At 59.1% G+C, this 12,677-nt stretch carries 13 protein-coding genes; 10 read left to right on the top strand and 3 right to left on the bottom strand.

What is annotated here, in order from left to right; translation table 11 throughout:
• Window positions 1–294 precede the first annotated feature (294 nt).
• The 7 genes from CCX46_RS06345 to pdeM all read left to right on the top strand — a co-directional run bounded on the left by CCX46_RS06345 (window position 295) and on the right by pdeM (window position 7,833).
• Window positions 295–1,077, top strand: coding sequence for a transporter substrate-binding domain-containing protein (locus tag CCX46_RS06345; protein WP_007918608.1), 783 nt, complete (start codon window positions 295–297; stop codon window positions 1,075–1,077).
• A gap of 56 nt (window positions 1,078–1,133) precedes the next feature.
• Window positions 1,134–1,862, top strand: a complete 729-nt coding sequence (locus CCX46_RS06340) for an ABC transporter permease (protein ID WP_127926087.1) — start codon at window positions 1,134–1,136, stop codon at window positions 1,860–1,862.
• Entirely contained in the window at window positions 1,859–2,569 is a 711-nt protein-coding gene (locus CCX46_RS06335; protein ID WP_016986412.1) for an ABC transporter permease, read from the top strand. Before CCX46_RS06340 ends, CCX46_RS06335 begins: the two co-directional genes overlap by 4 nt.
• Before the next feature lie 28 nt (window positions 2,570–2,597).
• Window positions 2,598–3,716, top strand: coding sequence for a succinylglutamate desuccinylase/aspartoacylase family protein (locus CCX46_RS06330; protein ID WP_127926086.1), 1,119 nt, complete (start codon window positions 2,598–2,600; stop codon window positions 3,714–3,716).
• 13 nt (window positions 3,717–3,729) lie between these two features.
• Window positions 3,730–4,494, top strand: coding sequence for an ABC transporter ATP-binding protein (locus CCX46_RS06325; RefSeq protein WP_127926085.1), 765 nt, complete (start codon window positions 3,730–3,732; stop codon window positions 4,492–4,494).
• A 196-nt stretch (window positions 4,495–4,690) separates the two neighbouring features.
• Complete coding sequence (locus tag CCX46_RS06320) at window positions 4,691–7,180, top strand: ligase-associated DNA damage response DEXH box helicase (protein ID WP_127926084.1); 2,490 nt, start codon at window positions 4,691–4,693, stop codon at window positions 7,178–7,180.
• Complete coding sequence (gene pdeM, locus CCX46_RS06315; RefSeq protein ID WP_127926083.1) at window positions 7,177–7,833, top strand: ligase-associated DNA damage response endonuclease PdeM; 657 nt, start codon at window positions 7,177–7,179, stop codon at window positions 7,831–7,833. Before CCX46_RS06320 ends, pdeM begins: the two co-directional genes overlap by 4 nt.
• 42 nt (window positions 7,834–7,875) lie before the next feature.
• Here pdeM and CCX46_RS06310 read toward each other — a convergent pair whose 3' ends face one another.
• Together CCX46_RS06310 and dcd are read right to left on the bottom strand one after the other, a co-directional pair.
• The gene (locus tag CCX46_RS06310) at window positions 7,876–8,085 is read right to left on the bottom strand and encodes a hypothetical protein (RefSeq protein WP_127926082.1); all 210 of its coding nucleotides are present in this window, start codon (window positions 8,083–8,085) and stop codon (window positions 7,876–7,878) included.
• Between the two features lie 107 nt (window positions 8,086–8,192).
• Window positions 8,193–8,759 carry a dCTP deaminase gene (gene dcd, locus CCX46_RS06305; RefSeq protein WP_007918616.1) on the bottom strand — a complete coding sequence of 189 codons (567 nt, stop codon included), beginning with the start codon at window positions 8,757–8,759 and terminating at the stop codon, window positions 8,193–8,195.
• A gap of 354 nt (window positions 8,760–9,113) precedes the next feature.
• On the opposite strand from dcd, the gene CCX46_RS06300 reads away from it, so the two are divergent.
• On the top strand, window positions 9,114–9,323 hold the full coding sequence (locus CCX46_RS06300; protein ID WP_002554837.1) for a cold-shock protein: 210 nt from the start codon (window positions 9,114–9,116) through the stop codon (window positions 9,321–9,323).
• A gap of 164 nt (window positions 9,324–9,487) precedes the next feature.
• Here the strand turns inward: CCX46_RS06300 and CCX46_RS06295 are convergent, their stop codons facing one another.
• Window positions 9,488–10,495, bottom strand: coding sequence for a DUF481 domain-containing protein (locus CCX46_RS06295; protein WP_127926081.1), 1,008 nt, complete (start codon window positions 10,493–10,495; stop codon window positions 9,488–9,490).
• Between the two features lie 135 nt (window positions 10,496–10,630).
• Between CCX46_RS06295 and CCX46_RS06290 the strand changes: the two genes are divergently transcribed.
• Window positions 10,631–11,011: an MGMT family protein gene (locus CCX46_RS06290; protein ID WP_446730736.1), complete on the top strand. Its 381-nt coding sequence runs from the start codon at window positions 10,631–10,633 to the stop codon at window positions 11,009–11,011.
• A 43-nt stretch (window positions 11,012–11,054) separates the two neighbouring features.
• A complete protein-coding gene (locus tag CCX46_RS06285; protein WP_095119224.1) occupies window positions 11,055–12,614 on the top strand; it encodes an AmpG family muropeptide MFS transporter in 1,560 nt (519 codons plus the stop codon).
• The last annotated feature ends 63 nt before the right edge of the window (window positions 12,615–12,677 follow it).

Below are 12,677 nucleotides of genomic sequence, written 5' to 3'. Positions count from 1 at the left end.
TCAACATGACGCGAAGATCGTTCCTACGCTCCGCGTTCGGCTGTGGATGGGACGCGGAGCGTCCCGGGCTGCATTCCCACGCAGAGCGTGGGAACGATCAGCCCTGAATCAGTGCAAGCTATTTTCAGTGCCCGTTTGCGGGCACTGACTCGCTCATCCAATCGCTGCGCCAACCTTTTAAAACACTTGTTCGGGACTCTGGTTCGGAAATTGCTACTTTCTATAGGTCGTACGCGTTCCAGTAACAATAATTCTGCGCCACAAGCGCTCATATTGGTTCTTAGGGATTGAATAATGAAAAAAGCATTGCTGACCCTTTCTGCACTGGCGTTGTGCATGGCCGCTGGCTCCGCGCTGGCCAAGGAATACAAAGAGCTGCGCTTTGGCGTTGACCCTTCGTACGCACCGTTCGAGTCGAAAGCGGCCGACGGCAGCCTGGTGGGCTTCGACATCGACCTGGGCAACGCGATCTGCGCCGAACTGAAGGTCAAGTGCAAGTGGGTCGAAAGTGACTTCGACGGCATGATTCCGGGCCTCAAGGCCAACAAATTCGACGGCGTGATCTCGTCGATGACCGTGACCCCGGCCCGCGAAAAAGTCATCGACTTCTCCAGCGAACTGTTCTCCGGCCCGACCGCTTATGTGTTCAAGAAAGGCTCCGGCATCACCGCAGACGTCGCGTCCCTCAAGGGCAAAACCGTCGGCTACGAGCAAGGCACTATTCAAGAAGCCTATGCCAAAGCCGTGCTGGACAAGGCCGGCGTGAAAACCCAGGCTTATCAGAACCAGGATCAGGTGTATTCCGACCTGACCTCCGGCCGTCTCGACGCCGGTATCCAGGACATGCTGCAAGCCGAACTGGGCTTTTTGAAGTCGCCACAGGGCGCCGACTATGACGTCAGCAAGCCAGTCGACAGCGAATTGCTGCCAGCCAAAACCGCTGTCGGTATTAAGAAAGGTAACACTGAGCTGAAAGCGCTTTTAGATAAAGGTATCAAAGCGTTACACGATGACGGCAAATACGCCGAGATTCAAAAGAAACACTTTGGCGATCTGAATCTGTACAGCGGCAAATAATGCCCCGGCGCCCATCCTCGATGGGCGCCTTTTCCATCCGCTCAGGTTGCTGATTTATGTTCGAAAACCTCTTACAAAATCTGGGGCTCGCAGCCTTCAGCCTCAAGGGCTTTGGCCCGTTGCTGTTGGAAGGCACCTGGATGACCATCAAATTATCGGCGTTGTCGCTGCTGGTGGCCGTTTTGCTCGGCCTGCTCGGCGCCAGTGCCAAGCTGTCAAAAGTCAAACTGGTACGCCTGCCTGCCCAGCTCTACACCACGCTGATTCGCGGCGTGCCGGATCTGGTGCTGATGCTGCTGATTTTCTACAGCCTGCAAACCTGGCTAACGTCCCTGACTGACTACATGGAATGGGAATACATCGAGATCAACCCATTCAGCGCCGGGGTGATGACCCTGGGCTTCATCTATGGCGCGTATTTCACCGAAACTTTCCGTGGCGCGATTCTCGCCGTGCCGCGCGGTCAGGTTGAAGCCGCCACCGCGTATGGCCTCAAACGCGGCCAGCGCTTTCGCTACGTGGTGTTCCCGCAAATGATGCGCTTCGCCCTGCCGGGCATTGGTAACAACTGGATGGTGATGCTCAAGGCCACCGCACTGGTGTCGATCATCGGCCTTGCCGACCTGGTCAAAGCTGCACAGGACGCCGGTAAAAGCACTTATCAACTGTTCTACTTCCTGGTTCTCGCCGCGTTGATCTATCTGCTGATCACCAGTGCTTCCAACTTCATCCTGCGCTGGCTCGAACGCCGCTACGCCGCCGGTGCCCGGGAGGCCGTACGATGATCGAACTCCTGCAGGAATACTGGCGCGCCTTCCTTTATACCGACGGCCAGAACATCACCGGGCTGGCGATGACGCTGTGGCTGCTCAGCGCCTCGATCTTCATCGGTTTTCTGGTGTCGATTCCGTTGTCGATTGCGCGAGTTTCGCCGCACTTCTACATTCGCTGGCCGGTGCAGTTTTACACCTACCTGTTCCGTGGCACGCCGCTGTATATCCAGTTGCTGATTTGCTACACCGGGATCTACAGCCTCGCCGCCGTGCGTGCGCAGCCGTTGCTCGACAGTTTCTTTCGCGATGCGATGAACTGCACGATCCTCGCCTTCGCCCTGAACACCTGCGCCTACACCACGGAGATTTTCGCCGGGGCGATTCGCAGCATGAACCACGGCGAAGTCGAAGCCGCCAAGGCTTACGGGCTAACCGGCTGGAAGCTGTATGCCTACGTGATCATGCCCTCGGCCCTGCGCCGATCATTGCCGTATTACAGCAACGAAGTGATCCTGATGCTGCACTCGACCACCGTGGCCTTCACCGCGACCATCCCCGACATTCTGAAAGTCGCGCGGGACGCCAACTCGGCGACCTTCCTGACCTTTCAGTCGTTCGGCATTGCCGCGCTGATCTACCTGACCATTACCTTTGCGCTGGTCGGCCTGTTCCGCCTTGCCGAACGCCGATGGCTGGCCTTCCTCGGCCCGACTCACTAGGCCCAGCTCAGGAATAAAGAGATAAAAAATGCGCCACCTGATCCATGACTTGCTGGCCCCGCTGCCGGGGACCGCACGACAGATCCACAGCTTCCACTTCGGCCCGGAACAGGCCAAGGGCAAGGTTTACATTCAGTCTTCGCTGCATGCCGACGAACTGCCGGGCATGCTCGTCGCCTGGCACCTCAAGCAACGTCTGGCCGAGCTGGAAGCGGCCGGCCGCCTGCGCAGCGAAATCGTGCTGGTACCGGTGGCCAACCCGGTCGGCCTCGAACAAGTGTTGATGGACGTACCGCTGGGCCGCTACGAACTGGAGAGCGGGCAGAACTTCAACCGCTGGTTCGTCGACCTCAGTGAAGAAATCGGCAACGCCATCGAAGGCAGGCTGAATGACGATCCGCAGCACAACCTCGAACTGATCCGCACGCATCTGCGCAACGCCCTCGCCCGCCAGACCGCCAGCACGCAACTGCAATCCCAGCGTCTGACCCTGCAACGGCTGGCCTGCGACGCGGATATGGTGCTGGACTTGCACTGTGATTTCGAATCGGTGGTGCACCTCTACACCACGCCCGAAGCGTGGCCGCAGGTCGAACCGCTGGCGCGCTACATCGAAGCTCAGGCGAGCCTGCTGGCCACCGATTCCGGCGGCCAGTCGTTCGACGAATGCTTCACCCTGCTGTGGTGGCAACTGAAGGAACGTTTCGGCGAGCACTTCGAAATTCCGCTTGGCAGTTTCTCGGTGACCGTCGAGTTGCGCGGCCAGGGTGACGTCACCCATCCACTGGCCAGCCGCGACTGCCAGGCGCTGATCGATTATCTGATCCAGTCCGATGCGATCGTCGGCGAAACCAAACCGCAGCCGCCATTGCCCTATCCCGCCACGCCACTGGCGGGTGTGGAACCGGTGATCACGCCGGTCGGTGGCCTGCTGGTGTACACAGCGGTGGCCGGTCAATACCTCGAAGCCGGGCAACAGATTGCTGAAATCATCGACCCGATCAACGACCGGATCACCCCCATTCATTGCACCAGCGCCGGCCTGATGTACGCCCGCTCGCTGCGACGCATGGCCACCGCCGGTATGGTCATCGCCCACGTCGCGGGCGCCGAAGCCTATCGCAGCGGCTACCTACTTTCGCCTTGAGGATGTCTGTCCCATGTACAAACTGACCGTTGAAGGCCTGCATAAAAGCTATGGCGACCATCAGGTGCTCAAAGGCGTGTCGCTCAAGGCCAAGACCGGCGACGTGATCAGCCTGATCGGCGCCAGCGGCTCGGGCAAAAGCACCTTTTTGCGCTGCATCAATTTTCTCGAACAACCCAATGATGGCGCCATGAGCCTCGATGGCCAGGCGATCCGCATGGTCACCGACCGCCACGGCATGCACGTCGCCGACGCTGCTGAGCTGCAACGCCTGCGCACGCGTCTGGCAATGGTGTTCCAGCATTTCAACCTGTGGAGCCACATGACCGTGCTGGAAAACATCACCATGGCCCCGCGCCGGGTGTTGGGTTGCAGCAAACAGGAAGCCGACGATCGTGCGCGGCGTTATCTGGACAAGGTCGGTCTGCCGGCGCGGGTGGCGGATCAATATCCAGCGTTTCTCTCCGGCGGGCAGCAACAGCGCGTGGCGATTGCCCGGGCGTTGGCGATGGAGCCGGAGGTGATGTTGTTCGATGAACCGACTTCGGCGCTCGACCCGGAGTTGGTGGGGGAAGTGTTGAAGGTGATTCAAGGTTTGGCCGAGGAAGGCCGGACGATGATCATGGTGACCCACGAAATGAGTTTCGCCCGGAAAGTCTCCAGCCAGGTGCTGTTTCTGCATCAGGGTTTGGTGGAAGAAGAAGGCGCGCCTGAGGAAGTGCTGGGCAACCCGAAAAGCGAACGCCTGAAGCAATTCCTCAGCGGTAACCTCAAATAACGCCGCACACAATCCCCCTGTAGGAGTGAGCCTGCTCGCGATAGCGTCATTACATCCAATACTAATGTGACTGACACACCGCTATCGCGAGCAGGCTCACTCCTACAAAAAGCACACCGTGCCAGCCTGAAAAATCAAACTTGTCTGCCCGCCGCGCGGTCTCTGAAAGAACCCCTCCAGAGCGCGCGCAGCCCGCATGGCGAAATCCCCCGACCTGGCAAAAATCTGGTTCAGCGCCCGCGACTGGAAGCCGTTCGCCTTTCAGAAACAGGTATGGGCGGCGGTGAAAAACGGTGAATCCGGTCTACTGCACGCGAGCACCGGTGCCGGTAAAACCTATGCGGTGTGGTTTGCCGCGCTCAATCGCTTTGCCCGCTCGCAGCCTGCCGTCGAAACATCGCGTAAACGCAAACAACCGGCCGAACCGCTGACAGTGCTGTGGATCACCCCCATGCGCGCGCTCGCCGCCGATACTGCACGCGCCTTGCAAACACCTGTCGATGATCTGCAGATCCCGTGGAGCATCGGCCTGCGCACCGGTGACACCAGCAGCAGCGAACGCGCCCGCCAAAGCCGACGCCTGCCGACCACGCTGATCACCACGCCGGAAAGCCTGACACTGCTGCTGGCGCGCGCCGACGCACAAGTCGCGCTGTCGAGTTTGCGCATGATCGTCGTCGATGAGTGGCACGAACTGCTGGGCAACAAGCGCGGCGTGCAGTTGCAATTGGCATTGGCCCGCCTGCGCCATTGGCAACCTGATCTGATTGTCTGGGGCGTATCCGCGACCCTCGGTAATCAATCCCACGCCGAGCAGGTGCTAATCCCGCAGGGCGGCGGAATCAGTATTCAAGGACAAAGCGAAAAATCGCTGAAGGTTGACACCCTCCTCCCACCGGCCATCGAGCGTTTTCCCTGGGCCGGGCACATCGGTCTCAAAATGTTGCCGCAGGTCGTTGCCGAACTGGATGCCTGCGCCAGCACGCTGGTCTTCACCAACACCCGGGCGCAATCGGAAATCTGGTATCAGGCACTGCTGGAGGCACGGCCGGATTGGGCCGGGTTGATCGCGTTGCATCACAGCTCACTGTCTCGCGAGACCCGCGACTGGGTCGAACAGGCCTTGAAGGACGGGCAACTGAAAGCCGTGGTCTGCACATCGAGTCTGGATCTGGGCGTGGATTTCCTGCCGGTCGAGCGCGTATTGCAAATAGGCTCGGCCAAAGGTGTCGCGCGTTTGATGCAACGCGCCGGGCGCTCCGGTCATGCACCGGGACGCACGTCGCGAGTGACACTGGTGCCAACGCACAGCCTTGAATTGATCGAAGCGGCTGCCGCCGGCGATGCCGTCGAACAACGGCGTATCGAACCACGCCTGTCACCGCACAAACCGCTGGATGTACTGGTGCAGCATTTGGTCAGCATGGCCCTTGGCGGTGGCTTTATTCCTGAGGACTTGTACGAAGAAGTCCGCGGTGCCTGGGCATATCGTGACCTGACACCCGCCGATTGGGCGTGGGCGCTGGCTTTCGTACGCCATGGCGGGATGTCTCTGACAGCCTATCCGGACTATCGCCGGGTCGAACCGGACGAGCACGGCATCTGGCGTGTGCCCGATGCACGATTGGCGCGGCGTCATCGCATGAGCATCGGCACGATCGTCAGCGATGCCAGCATCCAGCTGAAATTCTGGAGCAAGGGCGGCGGTGGTAAACAGCTGGGCAGTGTCGAGGAAGGCTTTATCGCGCGGCTCAAACCCGGTGATGGTTTTCTCTTCGCCGGGCGTTTGCTGGAGTTGGTGCGAGTGGAAAACATGACCGCTTACGTCAAACGCAGCACTGCGAAGAAAGCCGCCGTACCGCGCTGGAATGGCGGGCGGATGCCACTTTCAAACGAATTGGCTGAGGCCGTGGTCAGGCGCTTCAGTGCCGCCGCGCAGGGCGAGTTTATCGGCCCGGAAATGCAGGCATTGCGACCCTTGCTGGAAACCCAGATGCGCTGGTCGGGTTTGCCCACCACAGAAAACCTGTTGGCCGAAGTATTGAAGTCCCGCGAGGGCTGGCACCTTTTCCTTTATCCGTTTGCCGGGCGCCAAGTGCATCTGGGCCTGGCGAGCCTGCTGGCATGGCGCGTCAGTCAACGGCAGCCCGTGACGTTTTCCATTGCGGTGAACGATTACGGCCTGGAATTGCTCAGCGCTACGCCGATCGACTGGGCCGAGTATTTGAATACCGATCTCTTCAATGCTGATGATTTGTTAACGGACGTTATGGCCAGCCTGAATGCCGGCGAACTGGCGCTGCGGCGCTTTCGCGAGATCGCGCGGATTGCCGGGCTGGTCTTCGCCGGCTACCCAGGCGCGCCGAAAAGCACCCGGCAGGTACAGGCATCCAGCGGTTTGTTCTTCGAAGTATTCAAACAATACGACGCCGACAACCTGTTGCTGGCGCAGGCCGGGGAAGAAGTCTTACGCGAAGAACTGGATATTGGTCGCCTGGAACAGACATTGGAGCGGATCAACGGGATGAAACTGGACGTGCATCAGCTCAAACGTCCTACACCGCTAGGGTTTCCGCTGCTGGTGGAACGCATGCGCGAAAGCATGAGTTCGGAAAAACTCGCTGATCGCATCAGGCGAATGGTCGGTGATCTGGAGAATAGCGCCGACAAGGATAAATCCCGATGAATGCGCCCTACCCGGTGCGTCTGGCCGGCGAAGAACTTTGGCTCCTGCCCGAGAAAGCCATGTACTGGCCCGCGCAGCAGGTCCTGTTGATTGCCGATGTGCATTTCGGCAAAGCCGCGGCTTACCGCAGTCTTGGTCAACCGGTCCCGCATGGCACCACGGCGAGCAATATCGCCGTGATTGATCGGCTGCTGGCAAAGCTTCCCTGCCGTTTATTGATCTTTCTCGGGGATTTCCTGCACGGGCCCGGCTCTCATGCCACACGCACGCTGAGCGCGCTGGCGCAATGGCGTGCGCGCCACGCTGAGCTGCCAATGACGCTGATTCGCGGCAACCACGACAAACGCGCTGGTGACCCGCCTGAATCGCTGAACATCCGGGTGGTGCCGGAACCGCTGCTGCTCGGGCCATTCGCCTTGCAGCATGAACCTGACCCGCATCCTGAAAGGCACGTGCTGGCGGGTCACGTACACCCGGTCTATCGGCTGCACGGCAAGGGTCGACAACGCTTGCGCCTGGCGTGTTTCAAGCTCGGCGAACGCATCAGTCTGCTGCCGGCATTTGGCGCCTTTACTGGGGGGTATTTAGTCGAGAAGGATGAAAGCTGCAGAATCTTCGTCATCGGCGACAACGAAATATGGCCAGTCAGTTGAAGTCTTTGCAGACCTCGTCTGGCTGACCATTTTCACGGCTTATCAGGCGACAGGCGCCGGTGGCGGCTCGTCCGGAAGGGTCGGTTCGCCCGGCTCGGTCGGTTGTTCGTTGGGCGTATCGGGATCGGGCTGTCCGGGAATTCCGCCAGCCATGCTCAGCGACGGATGCGCCAACAATGACCAGGCCAATACGCCAACCTGATTGGGCTCAAGCCTTGCCAGTTCGGCAGTGATTTGCGGATCGATCTTCATGGGGCACTCCTCGGCGAAGGCCAGTTTTGCCGAAAGCAAAAACGGGCAGTACACCCCATAGAGTGTCTGCCCGCCAAAGAATTCCCGCGATCTGTCGGATGGGCCGATCAGGTGCGCGGCAGGGTCACGCCACGCTGGCCCTGGTACTTGCCGCCGCGATCCTTGTAAGACACTTCACATTCCTCGTCGGATTCAAGGAAGAGCATCTGCGCCACGCCTTCGTTGGCGTAGATCTTCGCCGGCAGGTTGGTGGTGTTGGAAAATTCCAGCGTCACGTGGCCTTCCCACTCTGGCTCGAGCGGCGTGACGTTTACGATGATGCCGCAACGCGCGTAGGTGCTTTTGCCCAGGCAGATGGTCAATACATTGCGTGGAATGCGGAAGTATTCAACGGTGCTGGCCAGCGCGAAGGAGTTCGGCGGAATGATGCAGACGTCGCTGTGGACGTCGACGAAGCTGCCCGGATCGAAGTTTTTCGGGTCGACGATGGACGAGTTGATGTTGGTGAACACCTTGAAGTGGTTGGTGCAGCGCACGTCGTAGCCGTAGCTCGACACACCATAGGAGATCACCCGGCTGTCATCGCTGCCGCGCATCTGGCGTTCGACGAACGGCTCGATCATGCCGTGTTCCTGCGCCATGCGGCGAATCCACTTGTCCGATTTGATGCTCATGGCGGGGTGTCCTGAATAGCGAGGTGGAAAAATTCTGTCCGGCATCTTACCGGGCGCGCCGCCCGGTTCAAAGTGCGCGGTGCAATTCTCGCCGAACACCCATGAAATACGGGCTTTGGCGACGAACCGTCACACCGCCGATCCCGAAAACAGAGAAACCTTCGCAAGAAGCATTGGCACTTCTCGGAAACTGGGTTAAGGTGGCGTCACTGTGTTGCTTGTGTCACTGAGAATCTCTACACGATATGTTGAATTTCGATCCAACCATCTACAAGAATTTTTCCTGCTCTTTGCACTCAGTCTCGGCCAGGGTTCTTCCTGAGTCGCAGTTATCTTTGTTCAAGGAGTTACACCATGTCTAATCGCCAAACCGGTACCGTTAAGTGGTTCAACGATGAAAAAGGCTTCGGCTTCATCACTCCACAATCCGGTGACGACCTGTTCGTTCACTTCAAAGCTATCCAATCCGACGGCTTCAAAAGCCTGAAAGAAGGCCAACAGGTTTCTTTCATCGCTACCCGCGGTCAGAAAGGCATGCAAGCTGAAGAAGTACAAGTTATCTAACTTGTAGCTTCTTTAGAAAAGAGCCCCGCCCTTAAAAGCGGGGCTTTTTTGTGGGCGTCTGTTTTTCAGCTCGCAAAAAAAGATCGCAGCCTTCGGCAGCTTCTACAGGATGTATATCAATCCTCTGTAGGAACTGCCGAAGGCTGCGATCTTTTGCTTGTGCGTTACCAGGCCACGCCAAACCCGGCGGTATAACGGGTCTTGTTCAGATCGGCATCGTTGGTGCCGCTGATGATGTCACGCTCAGCCTTGAGATTGAGCGAGGCCCAATCGGTGACCTTGTAGCGCAAGCCCATCTCGGCATCCAGCGCGTAATCGGCAACACCCGACAGCGGCTTGCCCACTTCACCGTTGGTGAAGAATTCGACCTTCTTGCCAATCAGGTAACGGTTGTAATCCCACTTCATCGCGACGGAATAGAAGTTGTCCTTGCTGCCATCGCGATACTCGTAATCGGTACGGTTGAGCAGCGAGCCCAGCGAGAACGCGCCCAGCTCGTCATCCCAGAACTGGTAGCCAGGACCGGTACCGACCACGCGCTGACGCGCCAGCTCTTCGATGTGATCACGCTTGTAGTTCAGGCGGCCCTGCCAGAACCATTGATCCGTCAGGAAGCGGTCGAGTGCATATTCGGCGCGCCAGTTGTTGGTGGTGGTCTCGTCGTCCTGCACTTCGCGGTTGTACTCGCCTTCGGCGGTATGACGCCAGCGACCATGACGCGCTGAGGTCTTGAAGCCGACATCGTAGTCATCGGTGTCCTTCTCGGCGCGCTGATAGTCCAGCGCCAGGTCGACATTACCCTTCCACACCAGATCCTCGACCACCGGTTTGGGTTTGAGAATCTGCTGAATGCTCGCCAGTTCGACGGTTTTCGGCGCCTCTCCGTTGGCCAGGGTGACCTTGCCATCTTCGGCAGCCGTCAGCGACTTGGACACTTCTCCGGTGTAGGCATCCTGCTTGACCAGCAGGTGCTGATCGCTGTCCAGGGTCTTGACCTCTTTCCAGTCAATCGTGACCGCACCGGCATATTTGGTCTGGATCAACAGCTTGCCGCCATCGAACACGGTGATAGTGCCGCTCAACTTGTCACCGTTCTTCAACCAGACGGTGTCGGCAAGCAGGGGCGTGGACGCGCTGAATACAGCAAGGCACAGCAAGGATCTGGAAAACATAAGCGAATCTAGGGCTCAGTTTGCGAAAAGGTCGGCATTATCCGTAGGAATAAGACCCTGACAAGGACTGACCGGACGATTTCCAATGAGTTCATTTCTCAACTACGCACCGACGGATTACCCTTGAAGCTTCAAATCCGCCCATGTTCAGGAACCGTGCCCGTGACAGAGCAGCCCCACGACCGTGACAGTGAAGCGCAAATCCGACGCACGGCGCTCTACTCCACCCTTGCTCAAGTGCCCGAAGGCAAAGTCGTCAGCTATGGTCAGTTAGCTGAACTTGCCGGGTTGGGGCGCGCCGCCCGCTGGGTCGGCCGCACCTTGAGTCAGTTGCCAGGCGATACAAAACTGCCCTGGCACCGTGTACTGGGCGCCGGCGGTCGGATCAGCCTGCCGGTGGGCAGCCCATCGGGCGATGAACAACGGGCCCGATTGCGCATGGAAGGCATCACCGTCCTGAACAATCGTGTGGATATTCAGCGCCATGGCTGGCGTCCGGTAGAGCACAGCGGTTAGAGTGCGCGCTTTGTTTTCGCAATCTTGAGGCAGACTTCAGCCCATGCCCCGTAAAACCTGGCGCGCCGCGCTAGCCGCTTATGCCAGTCCTTCGACGCTCGTGCTGTTGTTGCTCGGTTTCGCCGCCGGCCTGCCGTACATGCTGGTGTTTTCAACGCTTTCCGTCTGGCTTCGTGAGGCCGGTGTGGCCCGTGAAACCATCGGCTATGCCAGCCTGATCGGTCTGGCCTATGCGTTCAAATGGGTCTGGTCACCTTTGCTCGACCAATGGCGTCTGCCGTTGCTGGGCAAGCTTGGCCGTCGCCGTTCGTGGCTGGTGCTCTCACAAGCCCTGGTGATTCTCGGCCTGATCGGCATGGGTTTCTGCGATCCGCAGAAGCATCTGTCCTGGCTGATTGCCATTGCAGTCGTCGTCGCTTTCGCCTCCGCCACTCAAGATATCGCGGTGGATGCCTATCGCCTGGAAATCGCCGAAGACAACCGTCAGGCCGCGCTCGCCGCCAGTTATATGTCCGGCTACCGTGTCGCTGCACTGCTGGCGACGGCCGGCGCCTTGTTCTTCGCGGAAGGCTTCGGCTCTACCGGCTTCAATTATCAGCATTCAGCCTGGGCCGGCACTTACGCGCTGTTCGGCGCACTGATGATTCCCGCGCTGCTGACCACGCTGTTGATGCGCGAGCCACCGGTTCCACTACGCACGCAGTTGCAGGCCGGGCGCTACACCTTCATGCATCAGTTAATGTCGGTGTTTGTGCTGATCGTCTTGCTGGTCTCGGTACCGGCGATGTTCACCCAGCTCTACAACACTGATTTCGCCAGCGTGCTGTTCGGTGACATGAGTCCGCTTGACCTGCTGCTGGAAGACCGCGCTTTCCTGCGCGCGATTCTCTACACACTGCTCACCGGTCTGTGCCTGTCGACCATGGGCCGTCGCGGCCTGGCGCCGGTGCTGACGCCGGTCAATGACTTCATTCTGCGCTATCGCTGGCAGGCGCTGCTGCTGCTCGGCCTGATCGCCACCTATCGGATGTCGGACACGGTGATGGGCGTCATGGCCAACGTGTTCTACATCGACCAAGGCTTTACCAAGGATCAGATTGCCAGCGTCAGCAAGATCTTCGGCCTGATCATGACGCTGGTTGGCGCCGGCATGGGTGGCCTGCTGATCGTGCGCTTCGGCATTCTGCCGATCCTGTTCATCGGCGGCGCGGCCTCGGCAGCCACCAACCTGCTGTTCGTCATGCTCGCCGACATGGGCCCGAACCTGCAGATGCTGATGGTGACCATTTCCCTCGACAACTTCAGCTCGGGCCTGGCGACGTCGGCGTTTGTTGCCTATCTGTCGAGCCTGACCAACCTGAAGTTCTCCGCCACGCAATACGCCCTGCTCAGCTCGATCATGCTGCTGCTACCGCGCCTGATGGGCGGGTATTCGGGGGTTTTGGTGGAAAAGTTCGGCTATCACAGCTTCTTCCTGATCACCGCCCTGCTCGGCGTGCCGACGCTGATTCTGATCGCGTTGCACTGGTTTCAGGAAAGCCGCCGCGAAGGCCCAACGCCAACGCCCGAGCCTGTGCCGACGCCGGCCACAGAAGAATCGTAAGACGTTTCGCCGACGGCGGGAGGAATCCCGCCGTCGTGCCTCCCCACTGACCTCACGCCTGTA

The organism is Pseudomonas sp. RU47, assembly GCF_004011755.1.
Taxonomy (GTDB): Bacteria; Pseudomonadota; Gammaproteobacteria; order Pseudomonadales; family Pseudomonadaceae; genus Aquipseudomonas.
Note: the sequence above shows the minus strand (reverse complement) of the source record. Positions and strands in the feature narration are given on the sequence as shown.

Bases quoted from the DNA above. Each gene is read 5' to 3' on its own strand.
- CCX46_RS06345 (WP_007918608.1), top strand. From the start codon at position 295: ATGAAAAAAGCATTGCTGACCCTTTCTGCACTGGCGTTGTGCATGGCC.
- CCX46_RS06340 (WP_127926087.1), top strand. From the start codon at position 1,134: ATGTTCGAAAACCTCTTACAAAATCTGGGGCTCGCAGCCTTCAGCCTC.
- CCX46_RS06335 (WP_016986412.1), top strand. From the start codon at position 1,859: ATGATCGAACTCCTGCAGGAATACTGGCGCGCCTTCCTTTATACCGAC.
- CCX46_RS06330 (WP_127926086.1), top strand. From the start codon at position 2,598: ATGCGCCACCTGATCCATGACTTGCTGGCCCCGCTGCCGGGGACCGCA.
- CCX46_RS06325 (WP_127926085.1), top strand. From the start codon at position 3,730: ATGTACAAACTGACCGTTGAAGGCCTGCATAAAAGCTATGGCGACCAT.
- CCX46_RS06320 (WP_127926084.1), top strand. From the start codon at position 4,691: ATGGCGAAATCCCCCGACCTGGCAAAAATCTGGTTCAGCGCCCGCGAC.
- pdeM (WP_127926083.1), top strand. From the start codon at position 7,177: ATGAATGCGCCCTACCCGGTGCGTCTGGCCGGCGAAGAACTTTGGCTC.
- CCX46_RS06310 (WP_127926082.1), bottom strand. From the start codon at position 8,085: ATGAAGATCGATCCGCAAATCACTGCCGAACTGGCAAGGCTTGAGCCC.
- dcd (WP_007918616.1), bottom strand. From the start codon at position 8,759: ATGAGCATCAAATCGGACAAGTGGATTCGCCGCATGGCGCAGGAACAC.
- CCX46_RS06300 (WP_002554837.1), top strand. From the start codon at position 9,114: ATGTCTAATCGCCAAACCGGTACCGTTAAGTGGTTCAACGATGAAAAA.
- CCX46_RS06295 (WP_127926081.1), bottom strand. From the start codon at position 10,495: ATGTTTTCCAGATCCTTGCTGTGCCTTGCTGTATTCAGCGCGTCCACG.
- CCX46_RS06285 (WP_095119224.1), top strand. From the start codon at position 11,055: ATGCCCCGTAAAACCTGGCGCGCCGCGCTAGCCGCTTATGCCAGTCCT.